This is a genomic window from Enterobacter cloacae complex sp. HYC074_NIDB, from assembly GCF_056673345.1.
On the sequence record NZ_CP114214.1, the window covers coordinates 2,821,169 to 2,842,888 of the forward strand.

The following is a 21,720-nucleotide window of genomic DNA, read 5'->3' on the forward strand; positions in this document are numbered from 1 at the left end:
CAGGTGAGCGAAATGGTTGATATGACAAAAACTACCACTGAGAAAAAACTCACTCCGGGTGATATTCGTGGCGTGTTCATCCGTTCTAACCTGTTTCAGGGTTCATGGAACTTCGAACGTATGCAGGCGCTCGGCTTCTGCTTCTCCATGGTGCCGGCCATCAAACGCCTGTATCCGGAAAACAACGAAGCACGCCGTCAGGCAATTAAGCGTCATCTGGAATTCTTCAACACCCATCCTTATGTTGCGGCGCCGGTTCTGGGCGTGACGCTGGCGATGGAAGAGCAGCGTGCGAACGGGGCTGAAATCGACGATGGTGCCATCAACGGTATCAAAGTTGGTCTGATGGGGCCGCTGGCAGGCGTGGGCGACCCGATTTTCTGGGGTACCGTGCGTCCGGTCTTTGCGGCGCTGGGCGCCGGGATCGCCATGAGCGGCAGCCTGCTCGGTCCTCTGCTGTTCTTCATCCTGTTCAACGCGGTGCGTCTGCTGACCCGTTACTACGGCGTGGCGTACGGTTACCGTAAAGGGGTGGATATCGTTAAGGATATGGGCGGCGGCTTCCTGCAAAAACTGACTGAGGGGGCGTCAATCCTCGGCCTGTTTGTAATGGGGGCGCTGGTTAACAAGTGGACGCACGTAAACATCCCGCTGGTGGTATCAACGATCACCGGTCAGGATGGTCAGACGCGCGTTACCACCGTGCAGACCATTCTGGACCAGCTGATGCCGGGCCTGGTACCGCTGCTGTTAACCTTCGCCTGTATGTGGCTGCTGCGTAAGAAAGTGAACCCGCTTTGGATCATCGTTGGCTTCTTCGTCATCGGTATCGCGGGCTACGCTGTCGGCCTGCTGGGTCTGTAATAAAATGCGTTACTGACCGGGGGCTTGCCCCCGGTCTTTTTATCTGGAGGATGAATGACTGTCACGGACACCGTACTGGTTTTATTTATTGTTGCCCTTCTGGCTTACGCGATCTATGACGAGTTTATTATGCCTCGCCGCCACGGCGAGACGCTGCTGACCCTTCCCCTCTTACGCCGTGGACGCATTGATGCGTTTATCTTCGCCGGTCTGGTAGTCATCCTCATTTACAATAATGTGACCAGCCACGGCGCAATATTAACCACATGGTTATTATGTGCGCTGGCATTAATGGCGATTTACCTGTTCTGGATCCGCTCGCCAAAACTCATTTTTAAAAAACACGGATTCTTTTTCGCCAATGTCTGGATAGAATATAACCGTATTAAAGAGATGAATTTATCCGAAGACGGGGTTCTGGTGATGCAATTAGAACAACGCCGCCTGCTCATCCGGGTCAGAAATATTGATGACCTGGAAAAGATATACAAATTACTTGTTAAAACTCAATGATTTATAATTATAGCATCGGCTATATATTGCATTATTCTTGAACCAGCAATATAGCCGGTGCTATATCTCCTCTGTTAATTGACTTATATTTATTAACGATATTTTCACGCATAAATCTAAATGAAAATCGTTATCAACATAGTGGCTATATAAAGCCATCTTCGTTGTTGTTTTATATTCTCAAAATATGTTAAGGTTGCGCCCGTCGTTGGGGAGTAGCCGATTTCCTGCCTGCGGGAAATGTACGTGTCAACATACTCGTTGAAAAACGTGGCGCGTACGGATCGTTTTTAAGCCCATTTCTGTGCCAGAAGCGATCAGGCGAGACCATAGATACATCAACTGCTGTTTACTGGGGGCAGTGATGTGTCATATGGATATCCCCGGTCTGGACGCTCTTATGAATATCTCCGCTACGATCCTTCTGGCTTTTGGCATGTCCATGGACGCATTTGCCGCCTCTATCGGCAAAGGTGCCACTCTCCATAAACCTAAATTTTCCGAAGCCCTGCGTACCGGTCTCATCTTTGGCGCTATCGAAACGCTGACGCCGCTTATCGGCTGGGGACTGGGGATGCTCGCCAGCCAGTTTGTGCTGGAGTGGAATCACTGGATTGCTTTCGTGCTGCTGGTGTTCCTCGGCGGACGTATGGTGATTGAAGGTTTTCGTGGCAACGGCGATGAAAATGATGCGCCGCTGCAACGCCACGGCTTCTGGCTTCTGGTGACAACCGCCATCGCAACCAGCCTGGATGCAATGGCCGTGGGTGTCGGTCTGGCGTTTTTGCAGGTCAATATTATCGCCACCGCGCTGGCGATTGGCTGCGCCACGCTGATCATGTCAACGCTGGGGATGATGGTGGGTCGGTTCATTGGCCCGCTGTTAGGCAAACGCGCCGAAATTCTGGGCGGTATCGTGTTGATCGGGATTGGTGCCCAAATCCTTTGGGCACACTTCGCGGGTTAACCTTCGCGCTGCCAGCAATGGATGCTGAAATCCGTCTGGCAGCGAAATTCTGTCTGCGCTGCCAGCGTTTCCCACACCTCTGGTTTTGCCCGCCACGCAAACGGCGTCATTTGCAGTAACGCCACCGCTTCACTTCCCTGCAACGTCATTTCATACGCTACCGACTGCGCCTGCTTTAACGCAAAGCCTGCCAGCTGTTCAGAGTGAGGCGCATGCAGGTGAACTTCATCATAGATCAGCCCTTTTAGCTCCAGCAGATGACGCGGCCCTGGCGTGACGGTGATAACCCAGCCACCGGGCTTAACGACGCGCGCCAGCTCCTCAGCCTTGCACGGCGCATAGATACGCACCACGGCGTCCATACTCTCTTGCTCAAACGGCAGGCGGTGGCTGGAGGCCACGCAGAACGTTACCGCTGAGTAGCGTTTGGCTGCCGCACGGATAGCCACTTTAGATACGTCCAGCCCGTACGTTTCGGCGCCCTTCTCAGCCGCCACGTCAGCAAACGTGGCGGTGTAGTAACCTTCGCCGCAGCCGATATCCAGCATGGCGGATGCGCCTTCTGTCAGATATTCACGGAGTAAGGCGACAACGGCATCCCTGAGCGGTTGATAATGCCCGGCATCGAGAAACGCCCGGCGCGCCTGCATCATCTCCGCGCTGTCACCCGGGTCCCGGGAGCGCTTGTGCTGTACCGGCAGAAGATTTACATAGCCCTCTTTCGCCCGGTCAAACTGATGTCCCTGTGGACAGATAAACGTTTTCTCCGCGCGCGTCAGCGGCGCGTGGCAAAGGGGACAACTGAAAGACATGACAGCTCCAGGGCGTAAACCAAAAGGCGAAGTGTACCGCTATTCGCCAGGGTTATAAACGGCTGGGTGATGCATCACGATCAGATGGTCAGAATCTGCCGGCAGCCCGTCAGGCTTTACGTTTTCCAGACGCAGAACGTTCCCCATGATTTCGCTGAAAACGGGCGCGGAAACGGCCCCGCCGTAATAGGCACCGTTTTGCGGATCGTTAATCACCACCACCAGCGCAAAACGGGGATCGCTGGCAGGCGCAACGCCTGCGGTATAGGCGACGTATTTATCCACATACTTACCGTGTTCATCGATTTTTTTGGCCGTCCCGGTTTTTATCGCCACGCGATAGTTACGCACCGCCGCTTTGATTCCACCACCGCCGGGTAACGCGACGCTCTCCATCATGTGCTCCACCTCGTGAACAATTTCCTCGGGCATCACCCGCTTGCCAATCACCGGCGGATCGATTCGGGTGATGGACAGAGGCCGTTCAATGCCATAGCTGCCGATGGTGGCATACACATGCGCCAGCTGGAGGGGGGTTACCATCAGGCCATATCCAAAGGCAAAGGTCGCCCGGTCTAACTGGCTCCAGAATTTCCGCTGCGGCAGTAAACCTGCGCTTTCTCCCGTTAAGCCAAGCCCGGTACTCTCGCCAAAGCCAAAGTGTTTATAGGTATCCAGTAACCGTTGCACAGGCATCGCCAGCGAAAGACGGGACACGCCCGTGTCACTGGATTTTTGCAGGATGCCGGTCATCGTCAGCTCGGGGTAGTAGCCCACGTCGCGGATACGATGGCCATCAATGGTGTAGGGATGCGTGTCTATGACGCTGTCAGGCTGTACCAGCCCCTGCTGTAGCGCCGTCATCAGCACCAGAGGCTTAACGGTCGAGCCAGGTTCAAAGGTGTCGCTGATCGCGCGATTGCGAAAATCATCCAGCGTTGCCCCTTCCCGGTTGTTGGGGTTGAAGTCGGGGAAGCTCGCCATCGCCAGAATTTCGCCCGTCTGGATATTAATTAGCACCGACGCGCCTGACTCAGCTTTGTTCCACGCCACGGCATTATCCAGCGCGTCTTCGGTGATAGTTTGCAGGCGTTCATCGATACTAAGCTGGATATTATGTGCAGGTACGGGAGCCACCTCCGTGAGGTTCTCCACCACATGTCCGTAGCGATCTTTCCTGACCAGCCGCACGCCTGCCTTCCCGGTAAGCTGCGTGTTGAAGCTTTTCTCGACACCCTCAATGCCCTGACCATCAATATTGGTGAAGCCAATCAGGTTCGCCGCCACGTGCCCGGCAGGATAAAAGCGGCGGGACTCATCGCGAAGGTTGATACCCGGAAGACGCAGCTTATCGATCCACTTTGCCTGGGAGGGATCAACCTGACGGGCAAGGTAAATAAATCGCCCGTGCGGGTTACTGTTGATTCGCGATGCGAGCGTGCTCAGAGAAAGGTGTAAGGCATTTGCCAGGGCCTGCCAGCGCGAATCATAACCGATCCCCCCTTTTTCCAGCACTGTTTTGGGATCGGCCCAGACGGCCTGGACAGGTACGCTCACCGCAAGGGGTCGTCCTTCACGGTCCACAATCATCCCCCGCGGGGCGTCTATCGCCACTTCGCGCAGGGAGCGCATATCCTCCTGCTTAACCAGATTATCCGGTTTGATAATTTGCAGCCACGCCACGCGGCCCAGCAGAAACGCAAGACTACAAAAGATAGCGAGACACAGAAGTGCAAAACGTGCCGGAGTAAAGTTTCCGGTGGTCGTTATTGTCTTTTTTTTCACCTTAACCCCAGGGCTGTTGATCAACGCCCTGATTTAACGGGAAAAGCGGATAAGAAGGCGGGAAAACAATGCTAATAATCTCGAGGGTTTGCAACAAGATAATAACAGCGGAGGATTACGTAATATTTTGAAAAATAAGCGAATAAAAAAGCCCCGCATCGGCGAGGCTTATGTCTGAGATCGAAGCGCTGAGCGCTTCAGTCAGCAGTGATTCGATCAGATAGCAGTTACGTTAACCGCAGCTGGGCCTTTCTGGCCATCCTGAATTTCGAACTCAACGTTCTGGCCTTCAGCCAGAGTTTTGAAGCCGTTACCCTGGATTGCAGAGAAGTGTACGAACACGTCTTTGCTGCCGTCAGCAGGAGTAATGAAACCAAAACCTTTAGACTCGTTGAACCACTTAACTTGACCTTTAATCTTTGCCATTTGCAAAATTCCTTAGAGTGTTTTCTTAGCCCGCGGGCTTTGACATAGATAAAACTGAGACATTACTGCTTGAGGCACTAATATAAGGTTCGGCAGAGAAGCGGTATTCAACGACAACGTGTTTACTCAGGACTTCTTTACTGAAAATGCCACACATAAACAGAACTGTACCTCGTTTGACCCAAAACGTGTTATCACACACAACGTTTAATATGGCAAGCCATTTTTAAACATGTCTCGATCCGCCGCACAAATTCAGGTGTTACTCCATAACAATCTGCACAGTTATGCGAATTGTCAAATGAAGCGCTACCTGACCTCACTGCCCGCAGGGTGCGTTGACGCGCCCTGTAATCAAAGACTTTTTAAACATAGCTCAATCATTTCAAAGCGTCCATCCCAATCCCTGATTTTCTTTAAAAGAATGACTGAGTTAGAACATTTTGTGAAAAGTTATGCTGAAAACATTGCAACGCACCGACATGTGTCAGGGAATATACGATGTTAATTACATTTTGCTAATTGTATTAAAATCCACCATTTAATTAGCGTTATTCTGCACCAAAATAATGAAATTTTTATGACTCTGCCTCAAAACAAGGCAAGCAAAACGTTTCGATAAAAATAAAACACTTCGGGAAAGATAAAACACACAATTTATTCAACGAAACGGTAATTATCGAATAAGGATAAATATTCACCAGTTTTCAGTATGCTGAAACAATAGTTAACTGCTGCTTAATTATATGTTGGGATGTTGTGGATCACATTTGATAAGGGAGGGGATTTACGCCGTACGTCAGGCCACCTCCCTTTCCGGGCAAACTATCGTTCGGCTACCAGGCGAATGAAGTTTTCCTCGTCCTGTTGTTGAGCAACAGCGTCCTTAGGTACCGCTTTCTCCTCCGGCTCGTTGGCTTCGCACAGACGACGCAGCAACGCATTCTGCCGTTTCTGCTGATCGAGCAATGCTTCCAGCAGTTCAATCTGCTCGTTTGTGCGGGAGCTGGCGCGGTTAACGAAGAACCACAGTACCAGCCCAACGACCAGCACCACCAAAGACATTACCAGGGATGCAATGCTCAGCAGCCCCGAATTCAGTAACTCACCCATTTCACCACCTCAGTAAAAACAGTCATTTTACCACTGCCGCCACGTAAGGACATCACTCAGCGTAAAAATGGCCTCTACCAGGGGATAAACTTATTGATTGAACAAATGCCGCTAAAGAATTGTACATCCTGATCGCACATCACATTGATAGTCTGCGTCCACAGCACCACACAAGCTATCAACACTATAATCAGAATTACCCAGCGTATTTTTTTCACTCCACACTCCGTCTTATGACCTGATGCAGCCAGGTTATCACGGTTATCTTAAACAGGGGCTAACTGTACCTTCAACAGACGCTTTTCGGAATCGTGCACTTGTTTCACTGCGTAAACCCGTTACGCTTACTCCATGACAACAAAGAAAAAAGAGGCAACGATGCGTTTACTTATTCGTACAGTAATTGTACTGGCCATTGTGTGGATCGGCCTGTTATTAAGTGGGTACGGCGTATTAATGGGAAGCAAAGAAAATGCCGCGGGTCTGGGTATCCAGTGTAAATATCTTACCGCCCGGGGGGTAAGCACGGCGCAGTACATTCATTCCGACAGCGGGATCATCGGGTTAACCAACTGTCCTGTGCTGCGTAAATCATCTGATGTGATTGATAACGGTTAATCAGCGTTGAATTTCGCTTACAAGAACGCCGCACTGTTGCGGCGTTTTTATTGAAAGCGTCGATCAGAACGGATAATCGTTATAGCCCATCTGCTCTGAAATTTTGCGCGCTGCGGTATGCAGGATCGCCACATATTCATGAAGACGCTCTTCAGAGAAACGCAGCGTTGGGAACGAAATGCTCAGGCCCGCAATGACAACGCCGAAACGGTCAAATACCGGCACACCGATGCAACGCAGCCCCTCTTCCTGCTCTTCGTTATCTTCCCCGTAACCCTGCTCACGCACATTATCCAGCACGCTCAGCAGTTCATCCGTACTGGTAATGGTGCGGTCGGTGCTGCGTTTGTACTCCACCCCGTCAAGGATCTGCTTCACCTCTTCGCGATCGCGCCAGGCCAGCAGTACTTTACCAATTGCGGTGCTGTAGAGCGGGTTACGACGACCGATGCGTGAATACATGCGCAGGTTGTACATGGAGTCAATTTTGTGGATGTAAACAATGCTGTCTTCATCCAGCGCACCGAGGTGAATTGTCTCTTTCGTCAATCGTGAAAGTTCACGCATCTGAATGTCAGCGCTGCGGATCAGATCCACGTTTTGCAAAGCGCGGGCGCCCAGTTCAAACAGTTTCAGCGTCAGAGAATATTTTTCTGATTCTCCTTCCTGCGCGACATAACCCAATGATTTCATCGTCTGCAAAAAGCGATAAACGGTGCTTTTCGACATCATCACACGCTGCGACAACTCTGTAATACCAATTTCACGCTCTTCTCCGAGCGCCTGCAAGATGCCAAACACCTTCAGCACGGAAGAAACAGAATCTGGCTGCTTATCCAAATCTGCGATTGCCATTTATCACCTCATGGAGAGTGTTTTATAAAAATCAGAACCGGTTTTTATTATAAATTCGTGTGATGCGTGCTGCAATCTATCTGGGTTTACTTCGTTACAAATCTGCGACATAAAACCGAAATAACGATGCTAAAATAGTTACTCTGAAAATAATTTCACGCTGAGTCATTCTTTTCCCATGCAAAAAAACGTTTCTGATGGCCTGCCCTTACCGCAGAGGTACGGGGCAATTGCCACTATTGTCATCGGTATTTCGATGGCTGTCCTTGACGGTGCGATTGCCAACGTTGCTCTTCCTACCATTGCAAAAGACCTTAATGCTTCTCCCGCAAGCTCCATCTGGATTGTGAACGCGTACCAGATAGCAATTGTGATTTCCCTCCTGTCACTCTCTTTCCTGGGCGATATGTTTGGCTATCGCCGGGTTTACCAGTGCGGGCTGGTGGTCTTTACCCTCACCTCGCTCTTCTGTGCCCTTTCCGATTCACTGCACACCCTCACCCTGGCGCGTATCGCGCAGGGCTTTGGCGGCGCGGCGCTAATGAGCGTGAACACGGCCCTCATACGGCTTATCTATCCTCACCGCCACCTGGGGCGCGGCATGGGCATTAATTCCTTTATTGTGGCCGTGTCGTCCGCTGCCGGGCCGACGATTGCCGCCGCCATTCTGTCCGTTGCCTCGTGGCAGTGGCTGTTTGCCATTAATGTGCCGCTGGGTATTGTGGCGATCTTCTTCGCCCTGCGCTATCTTCCGGAAAATGGTCCGAAAAACACCATGCCGCGTTTTGACCTGCCCAGCGCCGTGATGAACGCGCTGACCTTTGGCCTGCTGATTACCGCGCTGAGCGGATTTGCTCAGGGGCAGTCTCTGTCGCTCATTGCCGCAGAAATCGTTGCCATGCTTATCATCGGATTTTTCTTCGTACGACGTCAGCTGGCGCTGCCCGTGCCGTTACTGCCGGTGGATTTGCTGCGTATTCCGCTGTTTTCGCTATCCATTTGTACCTCCATTTGCTCGTTCTGCGCCCAGATGCTGGCGCTGGTTGCGCTGCCGTTCTTTTTGCAGAGCGTGATTGGCCGTTCGGAAGTGGAAACAGGCTTGCTGCTCACGCCCTGGCCTCTGGCAACCATGGTGATGGCCCCGCTGGCCGGTTACCTTATTGAGCGCGTTCATGCCGGGCTTCTGGGGGCGATTGGGCTGGTTGTCATGGCGGTGGGACTGTTTGCACTGGCGCTCCTGCCCGCCTCGCCAGGGGATCTGGATATTATCTGGCGCATGATCCTGTGCGGGGCCGGTTTTGGTCTGTTCCAGTCCCCTAATAACCACACGATTATCACCTCTGCCCCACGTCATCGCAGCGGTGGCGCCAGCGGGATGCTGGGCACGGCAAGACTGTTAGGGCAAAGCACCGGGGCCGCACTGGTAGCCTTGATGTTTAACCTGGCCGGGCAGAATGCGACACACGTTGCGCTGATTACCGCAGGGACACTGGCGACCCTCGCGGCTGTCATTAGCGGTCTTCGTGTCACCCAGCCAAAGGCGCAGGCATAAAAAAACCGGGCGGAGAAGGACTCCTGCCCGGTTGTTTTCAACCCGATTACGTTACTTCAGATATTCGCCGCTACGCAGCGCTTCAATACGTTTATCCAGCGGCGGGTGAGACATAAACAGCTCGCTCAGCGACTTTGACTTGCCGTTGATGCAGAAGGCCATCATGCTGTTTGCTTCCTGCGGCTCGTAGCTGGTTTTAAGACGTTGCAGCGCAGCAATCATCTTTTCACGACCCACCAGTTTCGCGGAACCGGCATCCGCATGGAACTCACGATGACGGGAGAACCACATGGTAATAATGCTTGCCAGGATACCGAACACCAGCTCCAGCACCATTGAAACAGCAAAATAGATCAGCGGGTTGCCGTTGCTCTCTTCACCCTCATCACGGTTGCCACCCATAAACCCGGCAGCAATCTGCGCCAGAATACGGGAAATAAAGATAACGAAGGTGTTCACCACGCCCTGGATCAGGGTCATGGTGACCATATCGCCGTTGGCGATGTGGCTGATCTCGTGAGCAATAACCGCTTCCGCTTCGTCACGGCTCATGTTTTGCAGCAGACCGGTGCTGACGGCCACCAGGGACGCGTCACGACGCGCACCGGTAGCAAACGCGTTGATATCCGGCGCGTGGTAGATGGCTACCTGCGGCATGGCAATGCCCGCCTGCTTTGACTGCTGAGCAACCGTGCTCATCAGCCACTGCTCCATATCGTTACGCGGTTGCTCAATAACTTCACCGCCCACGGATTTCAGTGCCATCCACTTCGACATTAGCAGTGAAATGAAAGAGCCACCGAAACCAAACAGCAGCGCCATAATCAACAGACCCTGAACGCTGCTCGACTGAATTCCCGTCAGGCTTAGCACCAGCCCGAATACCACCATCACCGCCAGGTTGGTGAGCAGGAAGAGCGCGATTCGCATCATAATATTCTTTTAACCTCAGTTTAACAAAACGCACTATGCGATTACCCACATCGTATGGGTATTACGGCTATTTTCAAGCATCCAGACGGCGTAAGTCACCAGAAAGACACAACTTTACACAATTGGAAATCTGCCTGACGGAAGGATGAGGAACAAAAAGAAACAGGCACAATTTCTTGTGCCTGTTGGGGGATTATTTTGTCGGAGCAGGTTGCACAGCAGGTTTCTCTTTTTCCAGCTTCGCGAGATCAAGCGCGATATGCACCGTCTCGTCCAGATACGGATCGGGCTCCTGGTAATCCTTAGGCAGATCGTCCAGTTTTTTGAGCAGAGGCTTGCCTTCACGTTTGAAGCGATCGTTGATACGCGCCAGACGTGTCGCGTCATCTTCATTGTTCTCTTTCTCACGCTGAGCGTAGTTCAGAGACACAATGTTCCGTTTTGCTTTCAGGGCGTTGAAACGCGCGATGTCCTTCATGATGTACTGGAATTCCGGATCCTTCCCGATGCGATCGTTGTGATTTTTCAGCAGTTCCGGTCCGAACTGTTTCATATCACCCGATTTCACGAATGTCGCGGCATCAATGCTATCCCACGGCAGCGCGTTATCTTCAAACTTCTCGCCCGTTTCCGTCTCTTCGGTACCTGTCGGCATCATAATATCCGGCGTCACGCCTTTGCGCTGCGTGCTGCCGCCGTTGACGCGGTAGAACTTCTGAATGGTGTACTGTACTGAGCCCAGCGCCGGCCATTCAGGGCGCAGCATCTGGTCGTAAATACGGTTCAGAGAGCGGTACTGCTGAACGGTGCCCTTGCCAAACGTCGGTTCGCCGACGATTAACGCCCGGCCGTAATCCTGCATGGCAGCAGCGAAGATTTCCGATGCAGAGGCGCTGAAGCGATCGACAAGCACCACCAGCGGCCCCTTATAGTAGACCACACCATCGGTATCCGCATCTTCACGCACTTTACCGTTGTTATCGCGCACCTGTACCACCGGGCCAGACGGGATAAACAGCCCGGAAAGCGAGACGGCCTCGGTCAATGCCCCGCCGCCGTTGCTGCGCAGGTCAATGATCACGCTGCTGACATTCTGCTTTTCAAGCTTCTGAAGCTGCACTTTCACATCATCGGTCAGGCCGACGTAGAAACCAGGGATATCCAGAACGCCAACCTTCTCTTTACCCACGGTTTTCACCGACATTTTCACCGCGCGATCTTCCAGACGGATACGCTCACGGGTCAGAGTAACGATACGGGTTTTGGTCCCCTTACCGGCTGGCAGGATCTCCAGGCGAACTTTGCTGCCCTTCGGCCCTTTGATCAGCGCAACTACGTCATCAAGACGCCAGCCAATCACGTCCACCATGCTCTTTCCGGTTTGGCCCACACCGACAATACGGTCGCCTACGCTGATCGCTTTGCTTTTCGATGCAGGGCCACCGGCCACCATGGAGTTGATTACGGTGTAGTCATCGTCCATCTGAAGCACAGCACCGATACCTTCCAGAGACAGGCTCATTTCGGTATTGAACTGTTCGGTGTTACGTGGAGAGAGATAATTAGTGTGCGGATCAATTTCGTGCGCAAACGCGGTCATCGCCAGCGAGAAAACATCTTCACTGTTGGTCTGCGCCAGACGGCGAATAGCGAACTTGTAGCGACGGTTTAACGTCTCACGGATCTCTTTCTCGTCTTTGCCTGTGAGCTTGAGGCTCAGTTCGTCATATTTGACTTTTCCATCCCACAGCGCATTCAGTTCAGCCTCGTCTTTCGGCCATGGCGCTTTGCTGCGGTCCAGATTAAAGGTGTCGTTGCCGGTGAAGTCCATAGGACGTTCCAGCACTTTCAGCGCGTATTGATAACGCTCAAAACGGCGCTTTTGCGATAAGTTGTACAGATCGTAGAACAGATCGAGTTTTCCGGAGCGCAGCTCATCACCCACTTCGGATTTGCGTTTAGCGAACTGTTCGACATCGCTGGCCAGCAGTACGTTATGGCTGTAATCCAGCAAGTTCAGATAACGGTCAAAGATTTTGGCCGAAAAGGCCTGATCGAGATCGAACTGACGATAGTGCGAACGAGTAAAGCGCGACGTCACGCGCTCACTCACCGTCGCGTGCTGAGTCTCTTCCTTGAGAACCGGAATTTGATCAACACGCGTAATATCGTCCACAGCGAAAGCGTGGCCTGTTATAGCAAACAGGCCAGCCAGCGCGGTGAGCTTAAAAAAAGTGTTCATGCCAGGCTCGGCCTCCGTTTCAGAACAACAAGTGTTCTGCGCGTACAATCATTGACATACCAGAAGTCAGCTGTACACGAACGCCATCTTTGGTGATTTCCAGTACGGTGGCGTCCATCGCGTTGTTACCCGCTTTCACCTTCAGAGACTGACCTACGCTCAGCGCATTGATGTCAGAAACCGGGGTGTGGCGCGGCTCTTCGCGCGGCGCACGTGGGGCTTTAGCTGCTGGTTTGTCAGCACGCGGTTTGCGATCGTTATTTTCAGTACGACGCGGTGCCGGGCGCGGTTTACGCTCGCGACGAGGGGCGTCTTCCTGACCGTTTGCCGCTGCGGCTTCGCGTTTTTTCGCCTGCTGTTCCGCACGCTGTGCCTGCACGCGAGCTTTGGCTTCTTCAAGCTGCTTACGCGCATGTTCTACGTGCTGCTCGTCCAGCTCACCGCACGGGTTGCCGTCAAGGTCGACACGGGTCGCACCCGGCTTGATACCGTACAGGTAACGCCAGCTCGAGGTATAAAGGCGCAAGGCAGAACGAAGCTGCGTTTTGCTGAGGTTCATCTCCCCCTCAACGCGCGCGACCAAATCCTGAAAGATACCGACTTTCAGAGGACGCGCTTCACCTTCAGCGCTGAAGCACTGCGGGAAACGCTCGGCCAGAAATGCGATAACTTCTTTACTGCTATTCAACTTAGGTTGATTTTCCATGAAATTTCCTGATTACAACGGACGTTGCCAACAAGCGCAGGCATGAACAGGCGACATTATAATGACGCTATCAGTAAATGCTACGTTATCCGTTGATTATCCTGCGACGCTCGCAAAGAATTTATGATAATCGGTCTCTGCCAGAACATTTTCCAGGTTTGCGGCCAGCGCGCGCAGCCCCTGCTCATCCTCGGCAGTAAAGCGACTGAAGACCGTGCTGTCGATATCCAGAACGCCAATAATCTGATTTTTAACCACCAGCGGCAGTACGATTTCAGAATTGCTGCTGGCATCGCAGGCGATGTGGCCGTCAAACGCATGAACATCTTCGACACGCTGAACCTGACGGGTCGCCACTGCGGTACCGCACACGCCGCGACCTACCGGGATACGCACGCAGGCGAGTTTCCCCTGGAAAGGCCCCAGTACCAGCGTGTCGCCTTCCAGCAGATAAAAGCCCGCCCAGTTCACGTCAGAAAGGCGTTCGAACAGTAACGCACTGGTATTTGCCAGAGTGGCTAAGAAACTGGTTTCCCCTGCCATTAGTGCCTTAAAATCGCGATTCAGATCCGCGTAGAATTCTGTTTTGTTCATTATTCAATCACTTAGTTATCTTACATAGTTACCGCATAGCCTATTAAAATAAGCATTAAATGCGCTCATGCTCAAGATGAATCCGTTCATGAGTTATTATAACTTTCAACAATACTAATCTGTGTGCGACTGATGGCCCTAAAAACACCCCAAATTACGCCGACACGAAAGATCGTTGTCCGTACGGTAAGCCAGGCTCTGCCCCGTGCACATTATCAGCGTTGTCCCCAGTGCGATACGCTTTTTATGTTGCCGAAGATGAAATCGCACCAAAGTGCTTTTTGTCCATGCTGCGATGCCAAAATTCGCGATGGCCGGGACTGGTCATTGACGCGTCTGGCGGCAATGGCGGTCACCATGCTACTGCTGATGCCCTTCGCCTGGACCGAGCCGCTGTTAAAGCTCTACCTGCTTGGCGTGCGTATTGACGCTAACGTGTTGCAGGGGATCTGGCAGATGACGCGCCAGGGCGATCCGCTTACGGCCGCCATGGTGCTGTTCTGCGTCGTCGGCGCGCCGTTGGTGCTGGTCGCGGCAATTGCCTACCTGTGGTTTGGCAACATACTGGGGATGAACCTGCGCCCCGTCCTGCTCATGCTGGAAAAGCTCAAGGAGTGGGTGATGCTGGACATCTATCTGGTGGGCGTCGGCGTGGCGTCTATCAAGGTGCAGGATTATGCATTTTTACAACCTGGCATTGGCCTTTTTGCGTTTATTTCACTGGTCCTGCTGAGTATTCTGACCCTGATTCATCTCAATGTTGAACAGCTTTGGGAGCGATTTTACCCGCAGCGTCCCGCGACCCGGCCTGATGACAACCTGCGCGTCTGCCTGGGGTGCCATTACACCGGTTTTCCGGATAAACGCGGGAGATGTCCGCGCTGCCACATTCCGTTAAGATTGCGACGCAACAACAGCCTGCAAAAATGCTGGGCGGCGCTTATCGCCTCCCTGGTATTTTTGTTCCCGGCCAACATGCTGCCGATCTCCGTAATTTATGTGAACGGCGCCCGTCAGGAAGATACTATCCTTTCAGGGATTATCTCTCTGGCGCACAGTAACGTGGGGGTCGCCGCCATTGTTTTCATCGCCAGTATTCTGGTGCCCTTTACCAAAGTGGTGGTGATGTTTACGCTGCTTATCAGCATTCACTTTAAATGCGAACAAGGACTACGCACCCGCATCCTGCTTCTGCGATTCGTGACCTGGATTGGTCGCTGGTCGATGTTGGATCTGTTCGTGATTTCGCTGATGATGTCGCTCATCAATCGCGATCAGTTACTTGCTTTTACCATGGGACCCGCAGCTTTTTATTTCGGCTCTGCGGTGATATTGACTATTCTTGCAGTGGAATGGCTGGACAGCCGCTTACTTTGGGACGCACATGAGTCAGGAAACGCCCGCTTCGCCGACTGAAGCGAGAATTAAAACAAAACGCCGCATTTCGCCATTCTGGTTGCTACCTGTCATCGCGCTGATGATCGCAGGCTGGCTTATCTGGACGAGCTATGAAGATCGCGGAAGTACCATCACGATTGATTTCCAGTCTGCGGACGGCATTGTCGCCGGACGTACCCCCGTTCGCTTCCAGGGGGTGGAAGTGGGTACCGTGCAGGATATTTCCCTCGGCAAAGGGCTGAACAAAATTCAGGTCCGGGCGAGCATTAAGTCTGATATGCAGGATGCCCTGCGCGCCGAAACGCAGTTCTGGCTGGTCACGCCTAAAGCCTCCCTGGCCGGCGTTTCCGGGCTGGATGCGCTTGTGGGCGGTAACTATATCGGCATGATGCCCGGCAAAGGCGAACCACAGGATCACTTTGTTGCGCTGGACACCCAGCCGAAATATCGGCTGAATAACGGCGATTTGATGATCCACCTCCGCGCGCCGGATTTGGGCTCGCTGAACAGTGGTTCTCTGGTCTATTTCCGCAAAATTCCGGTTGGTCGCGTTTACGACTACGCCATTAACCCGAACAAAGATGGCGTGACCATTGATGTACTCATCGAGCGCCGTTTTACCAACCTGGTGAAAAAAGGCAGTCGCTTCTGGAACGTCTCCGGCGTCGATGCCGACCTGAGCTTAAGCGGTGCGAAAGTGAAGCTTGAGAGCCTGGCGGCGCTGGTGAATGGCGCTATCGCCTTCGACTCACCTGCTGACTCCAGCCCTGCCGCCGCAGAAGATACCTTTGGCCTGTACGCCGACCTGGCGCACAGCCAGCGCGGTGTCATCGTCAAGCTGACCCTGCCGGATGCCAAAGGCCTGAAAGCCGGTTCGACCCCGTTGATGTACCAGGGTTTAGAGGTCGGGCAACTGACAAAATTAACCCTCAATGCGGGCGGCTCCGTTACCGGCGAAATGACGGTGGATCCGAGCGTGGTGGATCTCCTGCGGGAAAAAACGCGCATTGAACTGCGTAATCCGAAGCTCTCCCTCAGCGACGCCAGCATCAGTTCCCTGCTGACGGGAAGCACCTTTGAGCTGATCCCCGGTGAAGGCGCGCCGAACAAAAACTTTGTTATCGCCCCGGCGGATAAAGCCCTGCTGCAAAAACCGGGCGTGTTGACGGTTACGCTGAATGCGCCGGAAAGCTACGGTATCGAAGCCGGGCAACCGCTGATCCTGCACGGTGTGCAGGTGGGCCAGGTCCTCGAACGTAAGCTGACAGAAAAAGGGGTCTCCTTCTCCGCCGCCATCGATCCGCAGTACAGCAATCTGGTTCACGGCGACAGTAAATTTGTGGTTAACAGCCGGGTCGACGTGAAGGTGGGTCTGGACGGCGTTGAGTTCCTCGGCGCCAGCGCCAGCGAGTGGGTTAACGGCGGGATCCGCATTCTGCCGGGCAGCAAAGGTGCGCTGCGCGAGAGTTATCCGCTGTTCGCCAATCTGGACAAAGCCATTGAAAACAGCCTCGGCGACCTGCCGACCACCACGCTGACCTTAAGCGCTGAAACGCTGCCGGACGTCCAGGCAGGCTCCGTCGTGCTTTATCGTAAGTTTGAAGTCGGGGAAGTGATCACCGTTCGTCCTCGTGCGGACGCGTTTGATATCGAACTGCATATCAAGCCGGAGTACCGCAAGCTGCTCACGCCAAACAGCGTGTTCTGGGCTGAAGGCGGCGCGAAAGTGCAGCTCAACGGCAGCGGGCTGACCGTACAGGCGTCTCCCCTCTCCCGTGCCCTGCGCGGTGCGATCAGCTTCGATAACCTGAGCGGCGCGGGCGGCAACATGCGTAAAGGTGACAAGCGGATCCTCTTCCCGTCCGAAACCGCGGCGCGCGCGGTCGGGGGGCAGATTACCCTGCACACCTTTGATGCCGGTAAACTGGCTGAAGGCATGCCCATCCGCTATCTCGGCATTGATATCGGGCAGGTCCAGAAGCTGACGCTGATCACCGCGCGCAACGAAGTTCAGGCGACCGCCGTGCTTTATCCGGAATATGTGCAGACGTTCGCCCGGGCAGGCTCGCGCTTCTCGGTGGTTACGCCGCAAATTTCTGCCGCAGGGGTTGAGCATCTCGACACCATACTTCAGCCGTACATAAACGTTGAACCGGGTCGTGGCAACGTGCGTCGTGAATTTGAGTTGCAGGAGGCCACCATCACCGACTCCCGTTATCTGGACGGTCTGAGCATTGTGGTTGAAGTTCCGGAAGCCGGTTCGCTGGGCATCGGTACGCCGGTCTTGTTCCGCGGCATTGAAGTAGGGACAGTAACAAGCCTGACGCTGGGTAATCTGTCCGATCGCGTGATGGTCGGCCTGCGCATCAGCCAGCGTTATCAGCATCTGGTTCGCAACAACTCGGTGTTCTGGCTCGCTTCAGGCTACTCGCTGGACTTCGGCCTGACCGGTGGCGTGGTCAAAACGGGGACCTTTAACCAGTTCATTCGCGGCGGCATTGCCTTCGCGACGCCGCCTGGCACGCCTCTGGCGCCTAAGGCGCAGGCAGGTAAACACTTCCTGCTGCTGGAAAGTGAACCGAAAGAGTGGCGCGAATGGGGAACGGCGCTGCCGCGTTAATCTCGCAGGCTCCGGTGTCAACGCGCCGGAGCCTTTATGTTACACTGCGCACCTGAATGTTTCCCTGTGGTGTGCCCGTGGCTCAAAACTCCGTATTTCTTCCCGAACAATTCCTCGCACAGATGCGCGAGGCGCTTCCAGCTCATCTCTCTTTCGACGATTTCGTCGCCGCATGCCAGCGCCCTTTGCGCCGGAGTATTCGCGTCAATACGCTGAAAATCAGCGTCGGGGCGTTTCTGGATCTCGTCTCCCCGTACGGCTGGCAATTAACGCCAGTGCCGTGGTGTGAAGAGGGTTTCTGGATCGAACGGGATGAAGAGGAGAGCCTGCCGCTCGGCAGCACCGCCGAGCACCTGAGCGGGCTGTTTTATATTCAGGAAGCCAGCTCCATGCTGCCGGTTGCTGCGCTGTTTGCCGACGGGAACCAGCCTGAGCGGGTTATGGATGTCGCGGCGGCGCCGGGCTCTAAAACCACGCAGATTGCCGCCCGGATGAACAACCGCGGCGCGATCCTCGCCAACGAATTTTCCGCCAGCCGCGTCAAAGTCCTGCACGCCAATATCAGCCGCTGCGGGATCCACAACGTCGCGTTAACGCACTTCGACGGTCGCGTGTTTGGCGCTGCCCTGCCGGAAGCCTTTGATGCCATCCTGCTCGACGCGCCCTGCTCCGGCGAAGGCGTGGTGCGTAAAGATCCTGATGCGTTAAAAAACTGGTCCGTTGAAAGCAACCTGCAGATCGCCGCCACGCAGCGCGAACTGATCGACAGCGCGTTTCATGCCCTGCGCCCAGGCGGGACGCTGGTTTACTCTACCTGCACGCTGAATCGCGATGAAAACGAGGACGTCTGCCTGTGGCTCAAGCAACGCTATGTGGATGCCGTCGAGTTTCTGCCGCTGGACACCCTCTTCGACTCGGCCAGCCATGCGGCCACGCCTGAAGGCTTCCTGCATGTCTTCCCGCAGATTTACGATTGCGAAGGCTTCTTTGTTGCCCGTCTGCGTAAAACCCGCGCCGTCGATCCCTTGCCTGCCCCTAAGTTTAAGGTCGGCAACTTCCCGTTCGCGCCGGTCAAAGGCCGTGAGGCGGCACAGGCGCAAGCGGCTGCGAGCAAAGTCGGCCTGCACTGGGATGAGAGCCTGCGCCTCTGGATGCGTGACAAAGAGCTGTGGCTGTTCCCGGTCAACATCGAACCGCTGATTGGTAAGGTGCGTTTCTCCCGCCTCGGTATTCGCCTGGCGGAGATCCACAACAAAGGCTATCGCTGGCAGCACGAAGCGGTCATTGCGCTGGCCGGCAGTGAGAACACCTTTGCCCTGACGCATCAGGAAGCGGAAGAGTGGTATCGCGGTCGTGACGTTTACCCGGAAGACGGCCCGTTACAGGATGAAGTCATCGTGACGTATCAGGGCTATCCGCTGGGGCTGGCGAAAAAAGTCGGCTCGCGGCTGAAAAACAGCTATCCGCGCGAACTGGTACGCGATGGCCGCCTGTTTACCGGTAACAACCGCAGCGCCTGAAAAAAAGCGCATTTTTTTACTGGCGATTTCGCTCTCCTTGTCTAGGATCAAAAATGGGTGACTGCACTGGTCATACCAGATTTTGGGCAACAAACCGGAGAGCATTATGACGAAAACCAGCGTACGCATTGGCGCTTTTGAAATCGACGACGCTGAATTGCGCGGCGAATCACAAGGCGAACGAACGTTAAGTATTCCCTGCAAATCCGATCCGGATTTGTGCATGCAGCTGGACGCCTGGGATGCAGATACCAGCGTCCCGGCAATCCTTGATGGGGAACATTCCGTTCTGTACCGTGAGCATTACGACAGTAAAACCGATGCCTGGGTCTTGCGTCTTGCCTGACCCAAAGAGAACCCGCCCGAAGGCGGGTTATTTATTACTGAAGCTGCGCCAGTGTCAGAAAGCCCCCGAATACTGCCCCCGTATCAATGTAGTGCAGATTGTTAAAATCGTAGCGTTTGTCCACAGGCGTATGTCCAAACCAGAAGTGATCCGCGCCGCTAATGCCCTGCCCTTTGCCCACCATAAAGCCCATTAACCGGTCGCGATCCCACAGCACGCGCTGGGCATCCACCGGCTTATGCCAGCCATATTCGGCGGAGGGATAATCCGCATGAGCAATCACGTTGAGACCGTTTTTGCAGGTTATTTCAATAATGTGCGGTAAGTCCCGACACGCGTTGAGTAAACCCTTCACCTGTTTTTGTTGAGCGTCCTTAAGCCCGGTAAACCAGTTACCACCATTTATCGACCAGAGACTAAAATCATTATTTTTAAGCGCATCTAACGCCATTTGCTCGTGATTACCGCGTACCGCATAAAACCAGTTTTCCTGCATCAGCTGTAAACATTTTACGCTGTCAGGCCCGCGGTCGATAATATCCCCCACCGAGATCAGCAGATCCGTATCAGGATTAAAATGTCGTCGTTTCAGCTCATCCATAAGCCACTGATAGCAACCATGAATATCGCTGACAACCCAGACATGACGCCAGTGTTCTCCCTCTATTTTCTGATACATAACGCCTCCTGTAAGAAGTATAGCTGCCACAGAAAATGTCATGAACTGGCGTCGGATTTCGCGAATCCAAACAAACCATAAACCAGCCGGAAATAAAGATCGCTGCGCTATTAATCCCTTATTCCCTGGCCTTTAAAATAGAGCGGAATAAAAAGAGGGATTTTCACGTGTCAAACATACACCTGCAAAACGATGTTTTTTATCCGCATCGCACAAATATTATTTCTGAACTGGTGAGAGGAAAACGCGTTCCCGGCCCAATCTGGCACAAACGTGATTACCGGTTAAAGTTTCTTCTACGCTCGCTTTTATTCTGGTCCTCCACCCATCGCATGCTGGAGGCCCTGTCCGGGCGCGATGATTTCGACAGGCTGCTCACCTCTCAAATTACCTTGCCGAGCAAAACTCACCGCCAGTATCTGATGCGCGGCCTGAACTCAAACGATCGGGCCGATGCTATCATCAGCCACTATCAGTGGATTGATAGTCTGAAAAACATCGCCCTCGCCCACGCGCTGACCAGCCCGCAAGAGGCGCCAGTTGTCCGGTTCGAGGCAAAAAACGGCGAAATCTATACAGTCCACGCCTCGTCCGCAGGTAAGGCCGAACGCGAAGGCGAAAGCACGCTTTGGCTGCACGACAATGACAATACGCTGCTTGCCAGCCTGACGTTCTGTGTCGCACGCAGTAACGGCCGTACGGTGCTGGTGATCGGCGGCCTTCAGGGTCCACGTCGTCATGTTTCACGGGAGGTGATTAAGCAGGCTACCCGTGCCTGCCATGGGCTTTTCCCGAAACGCGTGCTGATGGAGGTGATCTTCCAGCTTGCCTCACGCTCGAACATTAGCGCGATTTTTGCCGTCAGCGATGAAGGCCATGTTTTCCGCGCGCTGCGCTACCGTCTGAGCAAAGGCCGTCATTTTCACGCCAGCTACGACGAGTTCTGGGAAGGCCTGAACGGAAAGAAACTCTCCCCCTTCTGCTGGCAGTTGCCGCTCCAGATGGAGCGTAAAGCACTGGAGGAGATTGCCAGCAAAAAACGCGCCGAATACCGTCGCCGCTTTGCGTTACTTGATGATATTGCGGCTTCCGTACAGGCGCGCATTGATCCCGCAGTCGTCTCAGGCAAAATACAAACAAAAATTTAACAAAACAGCCAAAAAGGACTGGACTTACG

General features: G+C 53.6%; 21 protein-coding genes, 1 pseudogene and 1 riboswitch. Of the genes and pseudogenes, 10 read left to right on the top strand and 12 right to left on the bottom strand.

Features of this window, described 5'->3' with window-relative positions:
• The first annotated feature begins 12 nt into the window (after positions 1-12).
• The 3 genes from O1724_RS13740 to mntP all read left to right on the top strand — a co-directional run bounded on the left by O1724_RS13740 (position 13) and on the right by mntP (position 2,344).
• Entirely contained in the window at positions 13-864 is an 852-nt protein-coding gene (locus tag O1724_RS13740; RefSeq protein ID WP_006810994.1) for a PTS mannose transporter subunit IID, read from the top strand.
• Between the two features lie 54 nt (positions 865-918).
• Entirely contained in the window at positions 919-1,377 is a 459-nt protein-coding gene (locus tag O1724_RS13745) for a DUF986 family protein (RefSeq protein WP_003859912.1), read from the top strand.
• A gap of 198 nt (positions 1,378-1,575) precedes the next feature.
• A riboswitch (yybP-ykoY riboswitch) is annotated at positions 1,576-1,776 on the top strand.
• A 1-nt stretch (position 1,777) separates the two neighbouring features.
• Positions 1,778-2,344 carry a manganese efflux pump MntP gene (gene mntP / locus O1724_RS13750; RefSeq protein ID WP_022651435.1) on the top strand — a complete coding sequence of 189 codons (567 nt, stop codon included), beginning with the start codon at positions 1,778-1,780 and terminating at the stop codon, positions 2,342-2,344.
• Here the strand turns inward: mntP and rlmA are convergent.
• From rlmA to mgrB, 6 genes and pseudogenes are all read right to left on the bottom strand, one after another.
• Positions 2,341-3,156: a 23S rRNA (guanine(745)-N(1))-methyltransferase gene (rlmA, locus tag O1724_RS13755; protein ID WP_022651436.1), complete on the bottom strand. Its 816-nt coding sequence runs from the start codon at positions 3,154-3,156 to the stop codon at positions 2,341-2,343. The two genes, mntP and rlmA, sit on opposite strands and share 4 nt — an antisense overlap.
• 39 nt (positions 3,157-3,195) lie before the next feature.
• Positions 3,196-4,941, bottom strand: coding sequence for a peptidoglycan glycosyltransferase FtsI (gene ftsI / locus O1724_RS13760; protein ID WP_003859909.1), 1,746 nt, complete (start codon positions 4,939-4,941; stop codon positions 3,196-3,198).
• Positions 4,942-5,157: 216 nt separating this feature from the next.
• Positions 5,158-5,367, bottom strand: a complete 210-nt coding sequence (gene cspE, locus O1724_RS13765; RefSeq protein WP_001062678.1) for a transcription antiterminator/RNA stability regulator CspE — start codon at positions 5,365-5,367, stop codon at positions 5,158-5,160.
• Positions 5,368-5,379: 12 nt separating this feature from the next.
• Positions 5,380-5,524, bottom strand: a pseudogene (locus O1724_RS13770) (DUF2627 domain-containing protein).
• A gap of 668 nt (positions 5,525-6,192) precedes the next feature.
• Positions 6,193-6,480: a YebO family protein gene (locus tag O1724_RS13775; RefSeq protein ID WP_126296987.1), complete on the bottom strand. Its 288-nt coding sequence runs from the start codon at positions 6,478-6,480 to the stop codon at positions 6,193-6,195.
• A gap of 74 nt (positions 6,481-6,554) precedes the next feature.
• Entirely contained in the window at positions 6,555-6,698 is a 144-nt protein-coding gene (gene mgrB / locus O1724_RS13780) for a PhoP/PhoQ regulatory lipoprotein MgrB (RefSeq protein ID WP_003859906.1), read from the bottom strand.
• Positions 6,699-6,858: 160 nt separating this feature from the next.
• On the opposite strand from mgrB, the gene O1724_RS13785 reads away from it, so the two are divergent.
• Positions 6,859-7,098: a YobH family protein gene (locus tag O1724_RS13785; protein ID WP_003859905.1), complete on the top strand. Its 240-nt coding sequence runs from the start codon at positions 6,859-6,861 to the stop codon at positions 7,096-7,098.
• A 63-nt stretch (positions 7,099-7,161) separates the two neighbouring features.
• Here the strand turns inward: O1724_RS13785 and kdgR are convergent, their stop codons facing one another.
• Positions 7,162-7,953 (bottom strand): DNA-binding transcriptional regulator KdgR, encoded by a 792-nt coding sequence (kdgR, locus tag O1724_RS13790; RefSeq protein WP_003859903.1) that lies wholly within the window; start codon positions 7,951-7,953, stop codon positions 7,162-7,164.
• 178 nt (positions 7,954-8,131) lie between these two features.
• Between kdgR and O1724_RS13795 the strand changes: the two genes are divergently transcribed.
• Positions 8,132-9,505 carry an MFS transporter gene (locus tag O1724_RS13795; protein ID WP_023314330.1) on the top strand — a complete coding sequence of 458 codons (1,374 nt, stop codon included), beginning with the start codon at positions 8,132-8,134 and terminating at the stop codon, positions 9,503-9,505.
• Positions 9,506-9,556: 51 nt separating this feature from the next.
• On the opposite strand, the gene htpX is transcribed toward O1724_RS13795, so the two are convergent.
• The 4 genes from htpX to O1724_RS13815 all read right to left on the bottom strand — a co-directional run bounded on the left by htpX (position 9,557) and on the right by O1724_RS13815 (position 13,980).
• The gene (gene htpX / locus O1724_RS13800) at positions 9,557-10,438 is read right to left on the bottom strand and encodes a protease HtpX (RefSeq protein ID WP_003859899.1); all 882 of its coding nucleotides are present in this window, start codon (positions 10,436-10,438) and stop codon (positions 9,557-9,559) included.
• A 193-nt stretch (positions 10,439-10,631) separates the two neighbouring features.
• Positions 10,632-12,680 (bottom strand): carboxy terminal-processing peptidase, encoded by a 2,049-nt coding sequence (gene prc / locus O1724_RS13805; protein WP_003859896.1) that lies wholly within the window; start codon positions 12,678-12,680, stop codon positions 10,632-10,634.
• 19 nt (positions 12,681-12,699) lie between these two features.
• Positions 12,700-13,386 carry an RNA chaperone ProQ gene (proQ, locus tag O1724_RS13810; RefSeq protein ID WP_003859895.1) on the bottom strand — a complete coding sequence of 229 codons (687 nt, stop codon included), beginning with the start codon at positions 13,384-13,386 and terminating at the stop codon, positions 12,700-12,702.
• Between the two features lie 96 nt (positions 13,387-13,482).
• Positions 13,483-13,980 (bottom strand): GAF domain-containing protein, encoded by a 498-nt coding sequence (locus O1724_RS13815; RefSeq protein WP_006811006.1) that lies wholly within the window; start codon positions 13,978-13,980, stop codon positions 13,483-13,485.
• Between the two features lie 132 nt (positions 13,981-14,112).
• Here O1724_RS13815 and yebS point away from each other — a divergent pair, with 132 nt between their 5' ends.
• The 4 genes from yebS to O1724_RS13835 all read left to right on the top strand — a co-directional run bounded on the left by yebS (position 14,113) and on the right by O1724_RS13835 (position 19,864).
• Positions 14,113-15,396 (top strand): membrane integrity lipid transport subunit YebS, encoded by a 1,284-nt coding sequence (yebS, locus tag O1724_RS13820; RefSeq protein WP_003859890.1) that lies wholly within the window; start codon positions 14,113-14,115, stop codon positions 15,394-15,396.
• On the top strand, positions 15,365-17,998 hold the full coding sequence (locus tag O1724_RS13825; protein ID WP_023314332.1) for a PqiB family protein: 2,634 nt from the start codon (positions 15,365-15,367) through the stop codon (positions 17,996-17,998). The genes yebS and O1724_RS13825 overlap by 32 nt, the downstream gene beginning before the upstream one ends.
• A gap of 56 nt (positions 17,999-18,054) precedes the next feature.
• Positions 18,055-19,518, top strand: coding sequence for a 16S rRNA (cytosine(1407)-C(5))-methyltransferase RsmF (gene rsmF / locus O1724_RS13830; protein WP_045347138.1), 1,464 nt, complete (start codon positions 18,055-18,057; stop codon positions 19,516-19,518).
• A 106-nt stretch (positions 19,519-19,624) separates the two neighbouring features.
• Positions 19,625-19,864 carry a YebV family protein gene (locus tag O1724_RS13835; RefSeq protein WP_003859885.1) on the top strand — a complete coding sequence of 80 codons (240 nt, stop codon included), beginning with the start codon at positions 19,625-19,627 and terminating at the stop codon, positions 19,862-19,864.
• Between the two features lie 34 nt (positions 19,865-19,898).
• Here O1724_RS13835 and pphA read toward each other — a convergent pair whose 3' ends face one another.
• A complete protein-coding gene (gene pphA, locus O1724_RS13840) occupies positions 19,899-20,543 on the bottom strand; it encodes a protein-serine/threonine phosphatase (protein ID WP_045337547.1) in 645 nt (214 codons plus the stop codon).
• A 167-nt stretch (positions 20,544-20,710) separates the two neighbouring features.
• On the opposite strand from pphA, the gene O1724_RS13845 reads away from it, so the two are divergent.
• On the top strand, positions 20,711-21,691 hold the full coding sequence (locus O1724_RS13845; RefSeq protein ID WP_023314335.1) for a VirK/YbjX family protein: 981 nt from the start codon (positions 20,711-20,713) through the stop codon (positions 21,689-21,691).
• The last annotated feature ends 29 nt before the right edge of the window (positions 21,692-21,720 follow it).